Source organism: Pseudomonas sp. NFACC56-3, assembly GCF_900100025.1.
Taxonomy (GTDB): domain Bacteria; phylum Pseudomonadota; class Gammaproteobacteria; order Pseudomonadales; family Pseudomonadaceae; genus Aquipseudomonas; species Aquipseudomonas fluorescens_AA.
Map to the genome: position 1 here is coordinate 21,139 of NZ_FMTK01000034.1, position 17,641 is coordinate 38,779.

Here is a 17,641-nt window from a genome sequence, read left to right on the forward strand (position 1 = left end):
ATTGCAACACAGTCCTGGCAGACAACAAGGGAGCCCTGTGGGAGCGAGCTTGCTCGCGATGGCGTCGGATCAGTCAATGATGAACATGATCGGGCTACTGCTATCGCGAGCAAACTCGCTCCCACATTTGATCCTCGTTGCAGTCAGGCTCAGCGCTTGGCCGCAGGCTCAAGGCTCTGGGCCAGTTCCACCAACTGCACAAACTCCGAGCGCAGCCCAAACGGATCATCACCGCGGGCCGAGCGCGCCAATTGCGCAGTGTCCTTCAAGGTCATCGTCCCAGTGTACCGTCCATCACCCTTGAGCTGTTGGGCGAAGGCGGCAACAGCGGCCGAGAAGCGCAGGTCATCGCTGGGCTTGCGGTCGTTCTGCACGCTGGCAATGGGATGTTCGATCAATCGACTGCTTCCGCCCTCGGCCGGCTTGTAGCGTACGCGCAACATCGCCAATTCGCCTGAGGTGCTCTGCGACTTGGGCGTGTTTGCATAGCGCAGCGGTTCCAACCAGCCCGGCTCGCCCTTCGGAACGATTTCATACAACGCCGTCACCGTATGCCCGGCGCCGATCTCGCCTGCGTCGACCTTGTCGTTGTTGAAATCCTCACGTTTCAACGCGCGGTTCTCATAGCCCAGCAGTCGATACTCACTGACCTGGGCGGGGTTGAACTCCACCTGCAATTTCACGTCCCGGGCGACCACCGCCAGGGTGGAACTGAGCTGGTCCACCAGGACCTTGCGCGCTTCGAGCAGGTTGTCGATGTAGGCGTAGTTACCGTCACCAGCGTCGGCCAATTGCTCCATCAGGTGTTCGTTGTAGTTATCCACACCGAAGCCCAGGGTCGTCAGGGAGACGCCGCTTTTACGCTGGTCCACCGCCATCTGCTTGAGGCTGTCGAAATCACTGACGCCGACGTTGAAGTCACCATCGGTGGCCAGCAGGATGCGGTTGATGCCTTTGTCGATGAAGCTCTCGCGCGCCATCTGATAGGCCAATTCGATGCCCGAGGCCCCAGCGGTAGAACCACCGGCGTCGAGTTGATCGATGGCGTTGCGGATTGCCACCTTGTCGCGACCCGAGGTGGGCTTGAGCACCACCCGGGATTCACCGGCATAGACCACCAGGGACACCCGGTCCTGATCGCGCAATTGGTCCACCAGCAGTTTCAGCGTGCTCTTGACCAGCGGCAGGCCTTCGCGACGGTCCATGGACCCGGAAACGTCCACCAGGAAGACCAGGTTGGCTGGCGCCAGGTCCGCCACAGCGCGGTCGCTGGCCTTGATGCCGATGCGCAGCAGGCGGGTGTGGGGATTCCACGGTGAGGGGGCGACTTCGGTCGTCACACCGAAGGGTGAACCGTCGGTGGGCAGGGCGTAGTCATACGGGAAATAATTGACCATTTCCTCCAGCCGCACCGCACCTTCGGGCGGCAGGCTGCCTTGGTTGAGGAACCGTCGCACATTGGCATAGCTGCCGGTATCGACATCCACGCTGAAGGTCGACACGGGCGTTTCGGCGACGCTATGGATGGGGTTGTCCGGCAGCTTTTCGTACTGCTCCCGTGGCTCGGTGCGGTAATCGCCGGCGAGGGTGTCGTTCGCCACCGTGGGGGCGGGCATCGATGCCGGAACGGCCATACGCTTGGCCATGGGCTCGCGAACATAGGCGACCTCGCCTTGCGGTGCAACGCTGGGCGCCACAGGCACGGGTTCGGCCGGCTTGGCGACCTCCCGGGACGAAGACAACCCACAACCGGCCAACGCCACCAGCAAGGTCACGGCGAAGCCCTGGGCAGCAGGACGCATGAAGGGAAATGGACGGGACATGGGCTGAACCTCGTGAATGAATGATCCGTTCACAAGCTCAGACGTAGGGTATTCGCGGTTCGGGTTAACTGTCGGAAAATTTTTCCGGGGACCGAAGCAGCAGGGCCTGGTCACCCAAAGATGACCAGGCGATTCACTACGGGTGAATCAGTCCGATCCGTACTTGGGAGAACGTGGCCCGTACAGGATTCCAGTGCGTTGGCCGGCCGACAGCAAGCGCGTACTGGCGATCCCGGCAATCGGGTAACCGGCGTCGGTTGAACTGTTAATGATTTGCTTGACCGCCGCAGTGATCAGCATGCCGACCAGCCCACCGCCACCGTTATTCCCACCTTCCTCGCTGGAGGCGCGAGCAGAACCGGTCCACAGAGTGGTACCGGTGCGCAGGTCTACCAGCTTGGCTGAAGCAGTGACCGCCGTTTCGCTGGAGATCACCATGTAGCGGGTGCCGTACTCAGTGATGGTGATGTACAGCGCCGCGTCCGCACCGAAAATATCGTGCAGCTTGCCTGGGGCGACGCCTTGGATGTCGTTCGGTGTCGTCAGACCGTTCTGGCGGAAGGTTTCATCCACCAGGGCAATCGGCAATACGTAGTAACCCGCTTCGGCCAACGGATAGGTCACCTGAGACACCAGGGCGTAGGACGCCTGCACCTCAGGGGATTCGTTGATCGGCGGCAGTACCAGGATCGACTTGGGCCGCGCCTGTTTGAACGCCGAATAGTCAATGGTCTTGGGCGCCACACAACCGCCCAGCAACGCCAGCGCCAGCAGAGCCCCGGTCATTTTCAAAAAACTCATTTGACGTCTCCGGTCTTGGCATTTTTGAGCAAGAAGTCCATGTAGGCCGCAGACTCAGGGAACAACACCTTCTCGGTGCGAAACTGCTGCACCATCTGATCATCCTTACCCATGCTCAGGTACAGCATGCCCAAGTGAGCGTGGTAACCCGGCGGCGCCTTACGACCACTGGCGTTGATTTTTTGCAAATCCCGCTCCAGCGCCTCGACCTGCGCTTCCTTGGGCTCGCCCTTGAAGTATTCGTAAACCTGCGGCTGGTAGCTCTCCCATTGATATAGGGACTGGGGCGCCGTCTGGCATCCGGCTACCGTCGCAACGGCCGTCAGCATCAGCGCCAACTTCACTGCCTTGTTCATCCGTGTACTGCTCCTCATGGTCCCGTCGTTCAGTTGCGTGGGTTCCAGGCGCCGGCATTGATGCCATCCACCAGGCGGTTGATCGCTTCACGCATGGCCAAGTCCAGAACCTTGCCATTGAGCGTGGAGTCGTAGCTGGCGGTGCCACCGAAACCGATCACTTCACGGTTGGACAGGGCATATTCGCCGGCGCCCTGGGTGGAATACACCACTTCAGAAGTGTTGATGTTGACCACATTCAGATTGACCTTGGCGTAGGCCACTTGGGTCTTGCCACGACCGAGAATCCCGAACAACTGACGGTCGCCGGTCTCTTTGCGGCCGAATTCGGTCACGTCACCGGTCACTACGTAGTCAGCGCCCTTGAGTTTCTGCACGCTACCTTTGATCGCCGCTTCCTGGGCAATTTCGCCCATGTTGTCGCGGTCCAGCACGCTGAATCGGTTGGTCTGCTGCAGGTGAGTAATCAGAATGGTCTTGGCTTGGCCGCCAAGGCGATCGACGCCGTCGGAAAAAATCCCGCGCATGTAACTGGAACGGTTATCAAACTTACCCACGGCGATCGGCACGCGCTGGCCTGCATAGGCGACGCTGGCGCTGGCGACTTTTTCCACCGGCAGCGCCCGGGAGCTTTCCGAGGCGCAACCGCCCAAGGTCAGCAGCACTGCGGCGGTAAGGCTCGACAGCAGGATTTTGGACAGTGTTTTCACGAGTTGCTCCTAAGAGTGAAGAGTCGCAAGGTGCAGCAGATAACTAGCGAGACGGAATGGCCAGGAGGTCATCGACGATAAAGCGGCTCAACAGACCGGTGTAGTAACCCTCGACATCGGAATTGCCCTTGTTCGTCAGCGCACCCATCATGCTTTTCATGTTCTGCAATTGCCCTATCGCGCCGCCAGGCATCAATCCTTGACGGGCCTGGGCAAAGTGCAACACCTCGGCACCGGCTTTCTTCACCTGGACCCGATAGCTGAAATCGACACTGGCGAGAAGCGTATTGTCGGCCACGAGATGGCTCATGAAGCCACCCTGGGTATCTTGGATACGGCGCGCGTAGACGGTCTCCACATCCAGCAGATAGTCGGCTGTTTCCTTGCTGCTGGCGTAGCGTCCGGCATCGAGCAGACGACCGACCAGGTCGCTGTTCAACTGCTCCCGAACCGTGTCGTCAGGCAGGAAACGTTCGTTCTTGCCTACGACTTCAACATTGAACGTGTCAATCCAATAGGTGGCGGTCTTGGGGATCGTTACGGGAGCAGGGGAAATGTAGTAGTCCGGCTTGGAGGCACAGCCCGCCATAAGGCAGGCGGCCAGCAATAGTGCAAAAAGACGCATGTCTTGATTTCATCCCTGAAGGGTAGTGGCAAAATACTGGCGCCATTTTACGGAGTTTGGAGGGGTTCTCAAGTTGTTTCGCCGACTACGCCGCTGGTGAGCAAGAACGCTTACGACTCACAAGCCAACGACGGCTGCGCAGTCTTCATATGCCGCCCTGGAAAGTACGCCGCCGCACCAACCCCCACCGCCCCCATCACCACGCAATACCCCACGCACACCCACGGGCTCCACGGCACCAGGGCGATCAGCATCAACGGTGTCATGCTGGCCCAGAGCGCATAGGCGATGTTGTAGGTGAGCGAGATGCCGGACACGCGGATCTTCGGCGGGAACAGGCTGACCATCACCGACGGCACCGCGCCGACCACGCCGCAACCCAGGCCGGCCACGGCGTAGGCCACGCCCAGCCAGGCGCTGCCGCTGATCAGGCTGGCGTAGAGCACGGCGATGCCCAGGGGCAGCAGCAGGCTGTAGAGCATGACGGTGCGCCAGGCGCCGATGCGGTCGACGATGAGGCCGGCCAGGACGCAGCCGATATTCAGGAAGATGATGCCCAGGCTGCTCAGGGCGAAGGTGTGGCTGGGGGTCATGCCGAAGCTTTTCTGCATCACGGTCGGGGTGATGACCACGAACACCACCACGGCAGAGGTCAGCACGCAGGTCAGAATGGCGGCGGGCAGCAAGGCCTGGCGGTGGTCGCGCAGGACCGTGCGCAACGGCAGCTCCGCAGCGCCTTCGCGATCGGCTTGCAGGGCCATGAAGATCGGCGTTTCGCTCAGCCAGCGGCGCAGCCAGACGCCGATCACACCGAAAACGCCCCCCAGCAGGAACGGCAGGCGCCAGGCGTAATCGAGAATCTCCGCCGGCGTGTAGACCCGCGCCAGCGCCGTTGCGGTCAGGGCGCCCAGCAGGTAACCGAAGGTCAGGCCGGCCTGGAGGAAACCCAGGGCATAGCCGCGATGATGCAGCGGCGCGTGTTCGGCCACGAATACCCAGGCGCTTGGCACCTCGCCGCCCACGGCCGCGCCCTGCAGGATACGCAGGGCCAGCAGCAATAACGGGGCGAAATAGCCGATTTGCGCGTAGGTGGGCATCACCCCGATGAGCAGGCATGGCAAGGCCATCATCAGGATGCTCAGGCTGAACACGCGCTTGCGCCCCAGGCGATCGGCAAAGTGCGCCATGAGAATGCCGCCCAAGGGGCGAGCCAGATAGCCGGTGGCGAAAATCCCGAAGCTTTGCAGCAGGCGCAGCCAATCGGGCATTTCCGGCGGGAAGAACAACTGGCTGAGGGTCAGGGCGAAGAACACGAAGATGATGAAATCGTAGATCTCCAGCGCGCCTCCCAAGGCGGCCAGGCCCAGGGTCTTGTAATCGGATCGGCTGAATCGGTCACCGGGTAGAACAGGGGTGGCAGTCATAGGCGGATTTGAACGATAAGTTGAAAGAGGGCGACGGCTCAGTCGTCGCGATCAGTGTCCACCGGTTGAACCGGTGGTTGGCCTGGCTCGGCGTCTTCGGCCTCGTCGGCAGGCAGGAAATCCTTGCGGCTCTGGGCGATGGCCCGGCGTATTTCGTCGCCCTTGGTGGGGCAGTTCAGGAGGCGGGCGATGCCGTCGGGTTTCTGCGTCATCGCCATCCTCCGGCATGAGTGAACAGGGGCTCGATAGTGCTCGCTTTTGGCGCGTGATGCCAATTTTGTGTCTGGGCGGCGCCATTGTGGCGGGGGGCTGCTTCGCAGCCCAGCGGGAGCAAGCTCCCTCGCCACAGGGGGTTGAGTCGTCTCGGGTCAGCGGTGGTAGCGGCGCACGACGCTGCTGTTGCGCAGGACGTGACCTTTGATTTTTTCCATCAGTTGAGCCCGGGTGAGGCCCGCAGGGAAGGCTTCCGGTGGCAGGTCCAGGGCGAAGAGCTGGATCAGGTAGTGGTGAGCGCTGTCGCCGATGGGCGGGCAAGGGCCGATATAGCCGTGGGTGTTCTTGCTGTTGATGCCGCTCATGCCTTCAAACGAGGACTTGGTACCGGCGCCCGCTGGAATCTGCCGGGTGGTGGCCTTGATGCCGTAGTGGACCCAGTGATCGACACCCTGGCCCCTCTGGCCGTCCGGGTCCAACATGACGATGGCATAGCTGAGGGTGCCCGGTGGGCCTGCGTTCCAACTCAAGGCCGGGGAAATGTTCTTGCCACCACAGGCGTTGGCGTCACTGGCCGCCGCTGCGGTGAAGAGGCGGTCGTCCGACACGCCGGGAATACTGAGGGTAAAACGCTCCTCGGCCTGGGCTGCCCCTTGTGCGCATAGCACCAGGGCGACGGCCGCCAGCCAAGGGGTGAGAATGTTCAATCGAGTCATACCGGGGGCACCTTTTGCGTGTCTGGCCATGGACGGCTTGCGAACTATAGCCGCAGCGTCGCCAAGGGTGCAGTGACAATTATGCTGAACCTCGTTCCGGCCCTCGACTCCAAAGGGAAACGCCTGCCGGAGAACGCCCATGTCTCTGCATCAAGTCGCCCGTTTCGCCGATGTTCGCGAAGACTGCGGCCTCGAAGTCAAAATCAACGACACGTCCATCCTGTTACTGCGCTCAGGCGATCAGGTGCGTGCCTTCCAAGGCAAGTGCCCCCATGCAGGTGCACCACTGGCCAAGGGCGCGGTGTGCCATGGACGGCTGATTTGCCCGTGGCACAAGGCGGCCTTCCGGGCTGAAGACGGCGCCCTGTGCGAGCCGCCGGCCCTCGACAGCTTGGCGCGCTATCACGTCGAGGTGCGCGGCGATGACGTCTGGGTCGATGACCAACCGCTGCCGGCCGATAAAATCCCGCCGGCCGATGACGCACGCACCTTTGTCATCATCGGCGCCGGCGCGGCCGGCACGGCTTGCGCGGCGGCGTTGCGGGAGAAGGGGTTTGGCGGCCGGATCCTGTTGATCGACCGCGAAGCCGAAGCCGGCTACGACCGTACGGTGCTGAGCAAGTATGTATTGGCCGGCGACATGCCGGTCAACGAGACGGCGCCGCTGCGCGATGAAACTTATTTCACCCAGCAACGCATCGAAAGGCTCCACGGCGAGGTCACCCATTTGGACCCCAGTGCCCGGCAAATCCAGCTCGCCGATGGCCGGCGCCTGGACTACGACGCCGCACTCATTGCTACAGGCGGGGAGCCGAAGAAGCCAGCGCTGCCCGGCATCGATTTGTCGCAAGTCTTCGTGCTGCGTTCGATCGCCCATGCCCGACAGATTCTCGACACTGTCCGGCCAGGGCAACGGGCGGTGATCATTGGCGACAGTTTCATCGCCATGGAGGTGGCCTCGTCCCTGCGCAAGCGCGAGCTGAGCGTCACCGTCTTGGCCCGGCACCCGGTGCCGTTCGCCGCGCAATTGGGCGAGAGCGTCGGCCAGGCCATCCTGGCCCGGCACCGGGCCAACGGCGTGGTGTACCACACCGACGGCGAAGCGGCACGGATCGACGGAGCGCACAAGGTCGAAGCCGTGGTGCTGGATAACGGCCAGCGTTTGGCTGCGGACCTGGTGATCGTCGGCATCGGCGTGCACCCGGCCACCGAGCCGTTTGCCCAGTTGCCACGGGAACAGGACCAGTCGCTGTCCGTTGACGCGGGCATGCGTGTGGCTGATGGCTTATGGGCCGTGGGTGATATCGCGACGTTCCCCCTGAACGGCAAGCCTGTACGCATCGAGCATTGGCGCCTGGCCCAGCAACAGGCACGCATTGCCGCCGCGAACATGCTCGGCGGCGACGAGCACTATCTGGACGTGCCGTTTTTCTGGACCTATCACTTTGGCAAACGCTACGACTACCTCGGGCACGCTGAACATTGGGACGAGGTGGAATTCAAGGGCACGCCCGAGCACCCGCCCTTTATCGCCCTGTTGGGCAAGGACGGCCTCGTTGCCGCCGCCGTGGCCTGCGATGAAGGCCGGGCCATGGCAGCGCTGGCCCAGCGCATGAAGCAACCGTTGCCGGTGGACGAAGCGTGGCGGCTGGTTCGGGATTTCTCGTCGTAAATCTGTCCCCCCCCAAATCCCCTGTGGGAGCGAGCTTGCTCGCGATAGCGGTGGATCAGTCACCTCAATGTGACTGACGCGACGCCATCGCGAGCAAGCTCGCTCCCACAGTGTTGTCTTGTGTTGACCGAAATATCCGCCACGTCCCCAATCCCCCTGCTTGCATCAATGCACAGACTGATCGGCCGGCAAGTGGATTACCCGTGGTCGCTCCAATGGCGCCAGGGGCGGTGGCTGCAAGTCCGGGCTGAGCAAATGGAAATGCGGCACGACGTGGCTGATGTCGCCGTCCTGGTTGTTGTGGATGATCTTCGAGCCGGGCTGGCGCAGCGTGTCCAGGCGCTCGCCGGTCAACTTGAAACTGGCGCTCAAGCCCTGGTCATCCACCACCGGCGCCGGCAGCCGGCGCTGGGCGAAGCTGCGACTTTTGCGCTGTTGATAACGCGCCCAGGCAATCAGCACCACCGCGTTGACCAACGCGATCCAGCCATAGACCTGCAAAGTCCCCAGGGTGTCGAACAGCGACCCTCCCAGGCGCGGGCCGGCCTGGCCGTCGAGCAGCGGCCACAGCCCATTGACCAGCAAATACAACAGCCCTACCCACGCCAGCACGGTGAAAAGCGCATCGATGACCACCAGAAAAGGTCGTTGCCGGGTCCTGATAATTTTCATCGGATCACTTCCTCTTCCTGATCATCGAACGGTTTGATACCGCGATCCGGGCTGATCCAGCGCGCACGCTTCTGATGCTGCCCGAACAACACTTTGGGAAAGCTCACCAGGGTGGTGAAAAGGCTGATCAGCCAGAACACCAACGGGTACCAGACCACCCAGAACATGATGTGCCACAGGCCTTTTTCATAGCGCCGATCGATCAGGATGCTCACCGCGAACTGCAGCAGGCACACCACGGCCAGCAACAGGCCGGTGAAGGCTGGCGGCATCAGGTGATCGACGGCGATGGCGGCAGGCATTTCGACGAATTTGCCAGCACCCCAGAAGATCACCGATAGCAGGAAGGTGAACGCCCAGCCGGTGGACAGGCAGTATTCGAACAGCAGCGGCCACAGGTAGCGATGGCGGTATTGCCAGATGCCACGGATGTTCTTGAACAGCACCTCGGCGCCCCCTTGGGCCCAGCGCAGGCGTTGCCGCCACAGGCCACGCAAGGTTTCGGGCATGAGGATCCAGCACAGCGCGCGCGGCTCGTAGAAAATGCTCCAGTGATCCAGTTGCAGCTTCCAACTGATGTCGATGTCTTCGGTGATCATGTCCGGGCTCCAGTAGCCGACCCGGTGCAGGGCGGTGCGACGGAACGCGACGATCACGCCGGACACGGTGAAGATCCGCCCGAAGACTCGCTGGGTACGCTTGATCAGGCCAATGATCGAGGAAAACTCGCCGACCTGGACCCGGCCGATCAAGGTCGAGCGGGTGCGGATGCGCGGGTTGCCGGTCACCGCGCCGAGGCGGGCGTTGTCCAGCATCGGCGCCACCAGGTAAGCACAGGTGTTCGGCGCCAGCAGCGCGTCACCGTCGATGCACACCAGGTATTCGCTGCGCGCCGCGATGGCGCCCATGCGCAGGGCCACGGCCTTGCCCTGGTTTTCCGCCAGGTGCAGCACGCGCAGGCGCGGGTCCTCGGCTGCCAGTTGATCGAGCATCTGGGCGGTGTTGTCCTTGGAGCCGTCGTTGATGGCGATGACTTCGATGTTCGGATAATGCTGGCCCAGCGCCGCGTGAATGGTGTCGGCGACGTTGTCGCCTTCGTTGAAGCACGGGATCAGGATGCTGATCAGCGGCTCACCCGCCAGGGGCGGTGGCAAGGTGTCGTCCTTCCATGGCCAGTGGCGTTCCCAGTGCAGCCAGAAATACAGGCCGCCGGCGATCCACAGCCCGGACATGAACAGCGGGTAAAAGAACACGAAGTCCATCAGGAATTGCCCGGTGACCAGGAAGATCAGGCCCAGGGGCACCCCAAGGACGATCGCCAGCACCAGCAGGGCGAGCAGTCTGTCGAGCATGTCAAGGATTCCACTTGTTGGAGAGCGCCGGCCGCACGGTTTTCACGGCGGGCTGGTCTTCGATGAAGTTGTCCGGGTAGTAGCCGAAGCTGGTCACGCCCTGGCGCTTGAGGCGCCCCATCCAGTCGGCCAGGAGTTCGCCGTCGATGTCGGTCACCGGTTGGCTGTCCCAATCTCGCGCCTGCAACTCGAACACCGTGCGCTTGAGTGCGCCGGGCCGGCTTTTGACGGTCTGGACCAATCGTTCCAACCATGGGCCGGACTGTGCACGGGTCTGCTTTTCCATCAGCGGCATGGCCATCGGTGCCGTCCAGTCGTAGGCGCCGAGGAAGTCGTCGAGGTTCTGGGCGAACCAGGCTTCGCTTTGCGGGTTGAGCATCGGTTCGGCAAAGATATTGCGCGCCGTCAGCACCTGCGGACCACGAATCGCCCGGACCTTGGCGGTCAGCTCATGGGTGAAGTCGATCAGGTAGCGGCTCTTGAAGCGGGTCCAGCGTTGCATCGCCGCAGGATCGTCCCGCAGGGCGGCGATGGACGTCGGCAAGCCGTTGGCGGCATAGACTTTCAGGGCCGCGGGGCTGGCGTCCTCGAAATCGGAGAACACCGCGTCGTCATGGTACAGAACGCCATCCACCGAACTCATCCGCGCCAGGTCTTCATAAATTTCACCGATGACCTTGCGCACATTCGGGTCGAACGGCGACAACCGCACATATTGGTCCGGGGCGACGCCGGTCTTGCCGGTTTCCGGATCCCAGCGTTGTACCCGTGGCAGCTTCGCGTCCAAGGCGAAACTGAGCACCGGCATCCAGGCATAGACCTTGGCGTTGGCCCGGGTGCGCAGTTGCCAGGCGACCCGGTCGAACAGATCGGCCCGTACCGGCAGGTGGCGGTTGGGGAAGTACAACGAGTGCACCAGGCCATCGCCTTTCGGATCGGCGAATGCCTGCAAGAACACGGTGTTGGCACCCAGGTCGTAGATGCGCTGGACCAGCTTGCCAACGTTGGCCTCTTGCTGCACCGGGTCCGGGTCGTAGACGTAGTCCAGATCGACATGCACCACCCGCATCGGGTCAATCGTCTGTACGGACACGATGCTTTCGGCGAAATGGGCGCCATCCGGATCGGACGACACCAAAAAGCGCGGGCCGCTCATCAGGTTATCGAGGCTGTCGAGGCCATCCTCCAAGGTCAGGGCCATCTGATAGCCCTCGCTGCCGATCACCTGGAGCGCGACGCCTTCGGCTTCCCCGTAAGGCCAGACCCAGACGCGTGGGCTGTAACCGGCCACCTTGCGGATTTTCTCGGAAATGGCCGCCACGTCCTTGCGCAGGCGCGCCTGGAAATCGGCCTCGCTCTCATAACGACCGGTGGCCGGATCGTAGCGCCGGGTCGTCGCCGCAGGTTGCTGGTTGCCTTGCGGGTTGGCGAGCACGCCTTTGTGATTGGCATCGGTGTGGGCGGCGATTTCCACCAGGCCCGATTTCGACACCTCACGAATCTGCTCCCAGGTCAGGAACTCGGACCGCTTGCGCGGCACCCCGGCGAAATCCACCGTCTGGTTCAGCGGCGTATCGACCCAGCTACCGACCGGAGCCAGGATGGCCGGCCAGTTATAGGCACGCAGGATAGGCATGACGCGGGTATAGAAGCTCGAGTAGCCGTCGTCGAAACTCAGCAGCACCGCACGGGGCGGCAACTCCGGGCCGCCGTTGCGGGCCGTGATGATCTGGTCCACCGTGACCGGCTGGTAGTTGTTTTCCCGCAGCCATGCCAGTTGCTCGATCAGCCGCTCGGTGCGCACGGCCACCAGCGCCTGGTCCGGGTCTCGGTCGTCGACATCGTGGTAGGCGATGCCGAGCACATGGTTCTTCGGCCACGGGGCGTCGTTGGCCGCCAGCGGACGCTGCGAAGGCGGCGTGAACGCCGGGGCTTGCTGGGCACAAGCGCTGATCAGCAAGACCCCCAGCAGAAGGATGAATCGCGAAATGACAGGCATCTTCAAACTCTTCTAGAAGCGATAGGTGAGGTCGACAAGCAGGCGCAAATCGCTTTCGCGATCGCCGTCGTAGGGGCGGTTGAGCCAACTCAGCGCGGCACCTGCCTCTAGCACGTCGTTCCAGATGAAACGCTGGCCGTAGCCGAGCAAGCCCATGGCCCCGGTGTTGTAGTCACGCTGGCTGTAGGTACCGGCACCGACCTGGAATTGCTGGCTCCACGTGGTTTCGTAGCGGCGATACAACACGTGGTTGGCGCTCACGGTCGGCATGACGCTGAAATCCGCTTTCGGGTTGAAATAGGGCACTTCGTTGGAGCCGCTGTTGCGGCTGGCGCCGACTTCCAGACCCAGCTCCACTTGCAGGCGCGGCGTGCTGTAGATGCCCTCGCGGCCGGTCAGTTGGGTTTCGAGGCGGTTGTTGCCGTCACTGAAATGGGACGGGCTCACCGCCAGTCGCCACTCACGGCTTTCATTGGCCCGCCAACGGACGAAACCACTCCCGCCGTTGGCGCGGATACCGCTGTTGAGCGCCCGCAGCGGGGTATTGGCCGAGAGGTAATCCAGGCTGCCGCCGTATTGCCAGTGGTCGTCGATGTCTCGGGCCACGGCCACGCGCGCGCCTTGCTTGTCGCCAGAACCATACGAGTGATTGGAAACCTCGGCCTCCAGGGTCATGTCCCGGGTGCGACGCTCCACGCCCAGGCGCTGCCAACGGTGGTGGCCGGTGCCTTCCTCGAAATCGCCGGTGGCGTAGCCGGCACCGCCGAACAACCGCCAGTCTTCATCGATAGGCGGGCTGTAGAGCAGCGTTTCGATACCAAAGTCCCGGCTGCCAGTGACCGCACCGGCATCACCATTGCCACCGCCATAGCTCTTGCCTGTGTAGGCCTCGATGCGCAGCTCGGCCATGTCGTGTACCTCACGCTGGCGCTGCAGACGTTTGACATGGGCGTTTTCCGGGTAGCGGGCGACCACGTCGTCGGTCAGTGCATCCATCTGCCGCCACTCCTGCAAATCCATGGCAGCGCGGGCCTGGGCGATTTCCAGGTCACGATTGCGCGGAATCGTCGCCTCGACTTCTTTGAGCAGGTTTTCCGAACGGCGCGGCCAGTCGCGGGCCTGGTAGAGATCGGCCTGGGCCAGGCGCATGCCAGTATTGCCGGGGCCCTGGCTGACCAAGGTTTCCAAGCGCGCCTCGGCAGAGGGCAAGTCGGCGCCGTAAGTACCGGCCTGGGCGGCGAGTTGCTGGGCGTCCATCCATTCATCGTTGGGGTTGCCGATCGGCAGGCCCTTGAGCTCGATGCGCGGAGGCTGGGCTTTCGCCATGTCTTCGGCCAGTGCACGGGCCTCTTCGGATTTTTCACTTTCCAGCAATGCATAGTAGAGCGCAGTGCTGTCTTCAAAACGCTCCGCGGGATCGGCATCCGGCGCGGTCAGGACCCGGCGGTACAGATCGACGGCAATCTCCGGCTCACGCTGTTCCAGATAGGAAGAAGCCACCCAGCGCAGGGCATAAGTGGGAATGCTCACGCCCTCGGCGATCAGCTTCTGGTATTCGGCAATCACTTCTGCTCGACGGGCGCGGGCATTGAGCGCGCCCATGCGATCGATGCGCCAACGGAGTACGTCGTCATGGGCCTCGGCCACCGGGGTCCAGGTGACGAGCAACTTGTCGTAGTCGGCCAAGGCGCGGTCGGCAATGACGAAGCGCTCCTGTTCGCTGCGGCTGGCCATGTCCGCCAGGCGCACCCGTTCGGCGGCGACGTCACCCTCCAGGCGTCGTTGCACGCCACGGTCGATCAGCCCCGGCTGCAGGCGCGCCAGGCGCAACGCCGGCTCCGGCAGCCGTGCGCGTTGCAGGGCGTAGATGTATTCGCGCGCAACCTCTGGATTGTTGCCGGCACGCGTGAAGGCCTGGTCGTATTCGAACAGCGCTTCGTGGGGGCTGTTGGCGCGGGTCAAGGCATAACCCAGTGCCAGTCGACGCATCGGATCTGTCGGCTTGGCAGCGACCAGGGCCTTGGCGCGGGTGACGGCTTCGTCGGGCTGGCCTGCATCGGCCTGGGTCAAGGCCAGGCCGAGTTGCAGGTCGGGGTTCTGAGGATCGATCACCAAGGCCTGGCGGTACAGCTCGGCCGCCGAATCCCAGCGCTTGAGGTTGCGATAGGCTCGAGCCGTCGCAGTCAGCGCCTGGACGGGCAGCGCTCGATTACGGCCCTGGGTCTCATAGACCGTTACCACCTCGGTATCGAGGCCGGCCCAACTGGCGATCTGCAGGTGGTCGCTGATCTGCGCGGCGCTGGCCTGGCCGGCCGGCACCTGGCGCAACACAGTCAGCGCAGGGGTGTAGTGGCCTGCACGGGCGTCGAGCACCATTTGGTCATAGGCGGTATCGGCAAACGCCAGCATCGGCCAGCACAGTTGGCTGCACAGCGCGACGCGAAACAACGGGCGCAATCCACGTTGAATAAAAGGACCCACAGTACGCGGCATTCGTCAGCATCCTTACATGGCCAGCCGGGTCGCAGTACCCCCTTGCCCATCAAACAGGAAGCCGGATCAAAGGAATCCAGCCAAGCTCTAATGGGCCTAGTCTTGCACTCTCAGGCGGGTCATCTTCAGGAACGCCACAATTCTTCAGAATCGATACAGATTTCACCCAAGGTTGATTCGTGGGCATAAAAAAACCCGGCCGTGCGTCATGCACGGGCCGGGTCTTGGGTGTGACTTGAACAGGCTTACTGGATGGCGACGCCGCCGCCCAGCTTGCTCATCACAAATGCCGAGAATTGCTCGACGGTCATTTTCTGGCCATTGAAATCGACCTGGTTGTTGGCGTAGTGCAACTTGGTGACAACGTCGTTGCCTTCAAGGGTCGCCAATTGAGTACCGACGGCCATGGCGCTGAACATATCGCTGGTGGCTGTGGCTTGATCGGCGATCAGCTTGGCATCCGTCTGGCCTTCCATCTGTGCCTGCACGGTCAGCAGGTCGACCAGCATCGGCTTGGAAACCTTGAGATTGAAATCCAGCAGGGCGAGCAATTGACGTCCCAACTCATCCGGCGGCAGGTCCATGGACTGCGGCTTGGTCAGATCGACGATCAGGCTGGCACGGCTTTCACCGTTGGCGGTGTTGAACGACAGATTTTCCAAAGCCACCTGCGGGGCACCGGCCAAGAGTTTTTCCAGATCGGCTTTGACCTGTGCTTCCTCAGCTTCGGTCAGGCTCAACTCTGGCGTCGGCTCACCGGCTGCAGCGGCTTCGGCGGCCGCTTTTTCGTAGGGCTGCAGCTTGGTCTGGTAGATCTGCATCAGCGACATGGTGGCCGGGATGTCCAGGTTCTTCAGGCTGACCGCCATCTGTGCCGAACCAATGGTCTTGTCGTTGAACGACAACTCACCGATCTTGTAATCGGCACGCCCCGAAGCACTGGTGCCGTTCTCGCTGCTGCTGTTCTTCATTTCGAAGTTCTTCAGGCCCAGCACCGACTTCGGCTCACCAAACGTGGCCTTGGTGCTGCTCATCAGCAGGGTGTTGTCACCCATGTAGTAACCGTATGAGCTTTTGCTCAGGTTACTGGCCAATGTCAGGCCGTTCAGCTCGATCTGCACTGGCGTCTGATCTTCGGCAACGGTGGTCAACTTGAAGCTGTCCATGTAGCCATCGGCCTTGACCTTCTGGCCCTGGGCGCTGGCGGCCAGGTCGATCTTAAGACCGGAGAAGGTGAGCTGGGACTGCTCATCCAACTTGGTGTCCAACGGCAGCAGCTCGTAAGTGCCGTTGATGGACTCGTCGTAACCCAGGTTGACCACACCTTTGAGCGGCGACTGGTCCTTGGTCGCAGCGAACCACTTGTCAGTCAGTGGATTGCGCTCAAGAGCGGTGTGACTGGTGGCCATGACTGGCAGCCACTTGAGCGTAATCAAGCGCGAAAATGGCAGTGGGCCGTGCTCGATCCGGTCGACGAAGAGCAGCTCGACCGACTCACCACCAAACATCTCGCCTTCGCCTTTGAGGCGGTAGTGGGCGGTGCTGCTGAATGTGCCACGGTCCATGGAAACCAGCTCCAGGGCAGCCGTGCTGTTGGACCCGGCCAAGGCTGTCTGCATTTGCTTATTGCTATCGGCAATGGCATTTTTCAACACGCCTTCGAGTTTGGTCCCGGTGTACCAGGCGCCGCCCGCGCTGATAGCACCGACAGCCACAACGATTCCCAGAAGTACGCTTGCTGATTTATTCATGAGTGACCCGATCGATGTCCATGGTTGAAGAAAGCCGTCGTCTTCCCTGACCCGTCAAGGGGGTGGCTCGACGCCGCAAAGAGGAGCGGAGATTACCATCAGGCACCCCTGCGGGCCCAATGTTTATGGGGGTAAAAACGTTTTCTTGAGAGGTGGTCTACGAATATTGGACTTCGATCTCATCAAGCTGATGGTCGAAAGTCTTGAGGCGGGCCGTCCAGGTGTAGACCAGCACTTCGAAATCGCGATTGATCACCGCCGCACCCGATGACTCCCCGCGCGAATCGCAAAAGTCCAGTTGATAGCGCTCCCGGGCCATGGCGTTAGCCACGTCGCACAATTCACGGGCGTTGTTGAGCCAGTGCCAGCCGTCCTGGGTGACCTGCTTGTCCAGGGCTGCGCATTGGACTTTCAGGGCTTCCAGGCTTTTTTCCAGCGGGGTGCCGGTGAGCTCGCCCATGACTTCCTGGAATGTGCGACCAGGTTGCCAATAACTGCCCCAGAAATAACGGTCGAACACCGTTTCGACGCGTCGCAATGCCACCTTGGTGTCCCAAATCAGCACCAGGGTCTTGCCTTGCTCGAGGTGTTTTTTCTTGATGCGTTGGCCCTGAAGCGAAGCCCAGGCCACGATTGCGATGGATATCACGCCAATCAACGCTGACGCGCTATCGAGGAACAGCAGCGCCTTGTCGATTTGATGAGTGAGCATGACGCCGTAGAAATAAGTGGCCGAAAGCAGCAGCAATGCCGCAGTGGCGCACCAAAAGCCGGGAGCATAAGGGTTTTTCATTATTGGAATCCCCATGACCAGTGACGTCGTGGCCCTCTTGGTCGCCAGAGCCCGACTCTCACAGCATAGCAACGGCGTTGGGGGTTTGCCGGGGCATCAGGGGCTCGATCCGATTACCGGCCCAAAACGACAAAACCCCTGTCTACTGAGGCAGACAGGGGTTTTGGGAATTCAATCTTGACGATGACCTACTCTCACATGGGGAAACCCCACACTACCATCGGCGATGCATCGTTTCACT

Annotated in this window: 15 protein-coding genes; 1 reads left to right on the top strand and 14 read right to left on the bottom strand. The window is 61.9% G+C overall.

Features of this window, described 5'->3' with window-relative positions:
* Positions 1-149: 149 nt before the first annotated feature.
* The 8 genes from BLO80_RS28085 to BLO80_RS28115 form a co-directional block, all read right to left on the bottom strand.
* Complete coding sequence (locus BLO80_RS28085) at positions 150-1,823, bottom strand: vWA domain-containing protein (protein WP_092334121.1); 1,674 nt, start codon at positions 1,821-1,823, stop codon at positions 150-152.
* Between the two features lie 147 nt (positions 1,824-1,970).
* Entirely contained in the window at positions 1,971-2,624 is a 654-nt protein-coding gene (locus BLO80_RS28090) for a DUF799 domain-containing protein (protein ID WP_092334119.1), read from the bottom strand.
* A complete protein-coding gene (locus tag BLO80_RS28095) occupies positions 2,621-2,980 on the bottom strand; it encodes a DUF4810 domain-containing protein (RefSeq protein ID WP_092334117.1) in 360 nt (119 codons plus the stop codon). Before BLO80_RS28095 ends, BLO80_RS28090 begins: the two co-directional genes overlap by 4 nt.
* Before the next feature lie 29 nt (positions 2,981-3,009).
* A complete protein-coding gene (locus BLO80_RS28100; protein ID WP_092334115.1) occupies positions 3,010-3,690 on the bottom strand; it encodes a CsgG/HfaB family protein in 681 nt (226 codons plus the stop codon).
* Positions 3,691-3,733: 43 nt separating this feature from the next.
* Positions 3,734-4,315 (bottom strand): hypothetical protein, encoded by a 582-nt coding sequence (locus BLO80_RS28105; RefSeq protein ID WP_092334113.1) that lies wholly within the window; start codon positions 4,313-4,315, stop codon positions 3,734-3,736.
* A 110-nt stretch (positions 4,316-4,425) separates the two neighbouring features.
* Positions 4,426-5,739, bottom strand: coding sequence for an MFS transporter (locus BLO80_RS28110; protein ID WP_092334111.1), 1,314 nt, complete (start codon positions 5,737-5,739; stop codon positions 4,426-4,428).
* Positions 5,740-5,777: 38 nt separating this feature from the next.
* Entirely contained in the window at positions 5,778-5,951 is a 174-nt protein-coding gene (locus BLO80_RS30035; RefSeq protein WP_163006770.1) for a hypothetical protein, read from the bottom strand.
* A gap of 156 nt (positions 5,952-6,107) precedes the next feature.
* Positions 6,108-6,668 (bottom strand): YbhB/YbcL family Raf kinase inhibitor-like protein, encoded by a 561-nt coding sequence (locus BLO80_RS28115; RefSeq protein WP_092334109.1) that lies wholly within the window; start codon positions 6,666-6,668, stop codon positions 6,108-6,110.
* A 139-nt stretch (positions 6,669-6,807) separates the two neighbouring features.
* Here BLO80_RS28115 and BLO80_RS28120 point away from each other — a divergent pair, with 139 nt between their 5' ends.
* Positions 6,808-8,340, top strand: a complete 1,533-nt coding sequence (locus tag BLO80_RS28120) for an FAD-dependent oxidoreductase (protein WP_092334107.1) — start codon at positions 6,808-6,810, stop codon at positions 8,338-8,340.
* A 165-nt stretch (positions 8,341-8,505) separates the two neighbouring features.
* Here the strand turns inward: BLO80_RS28120 and pgaD are convergent, their stop codons facing one another.
* The 6 genes from pgaD to BLO80_RS28150 form a co-directional block, all read right to left on the bottom strand.
* Positions 8,506-9,012, bottom strand: coding sequence for a poly-beta-1,6-N-acetyl-D-glucosamine biosynthesis protein PgaD (gene pgaD / locus BLO80_RS28125; RefSeq protein WP_092334105.1), 507 nt, complete (start codon positions 9,010-9,012; stop codon positions 8,506-8,508).
* Positions 9,009-10,364, bottom strand: coding sequence for a poly-beta-1,6-N-acetyl-D-glucosamine synthase (pgaC, locus tag BLO80_RS28130; protein ID WP_060739781.1), 1,356 nt, complete (start codon positions 10,362-10,364; stop codon positions 9,009-9,011). Before pgaC ends, pgaD begins: the two co-directional genes overlap by 4 nt.
* A gap of 1 nt (position 10,365) precedes the next feature.
* Positions 10,366-12,363, bottom strand: coding sequence for a poly-beta-1,6-N-acetyl-D-glucosamine N-deacetylase PgaB (gene pgaB, locus BLO80_RS28135; protein ID WP_092334103.1), 1,998 nt, complete (start codon positions 12,361-12,363; stop codon positions 10,366-10,368).
* Between the two features lie 12 nt (positions 12,364-12,375).
* Positions 12,376-14,856 (bottom strand): poly-beta-1,6 N-acetyl-D-glucosamine export porin PgaA, encoded by a 2,481-nt coding sequence (gene pgaA / locus BLO80_RS28140; protein ID WP_092334101.1) that lies wholly within the window; start codon positions 14,854-14,856, stop codon positions 12,376-12,378.
* 245 nt (positions 14,857-15,101) lie between these two features.
* Positions 15,102-16,607: a YdgA family protein gene (locus tag BLO80_RS28145; protein WP_092334099.1), complete on the bottom strand. Its 1,506-nt coding sequence runs from the start codon at positions 16,605-16,607 to the stop codon at positions 15,102-15,104.
* A gap of 157 nt (positions 16,608-16,764) precedes the next feature.
* A complete protein-coding gene (locus BLO80_RS28150) occupies positions 16,765-17,400 on the bottom strand; it encodes an NADH:ubiquinone oxidoreductase subunit N (protein ID WP_092334097.1) in 636 nt (211 codons plus the stop codon).
* Between the last annotated feature and the right edge of the window lie 241 nt (positions 17,401-17,641).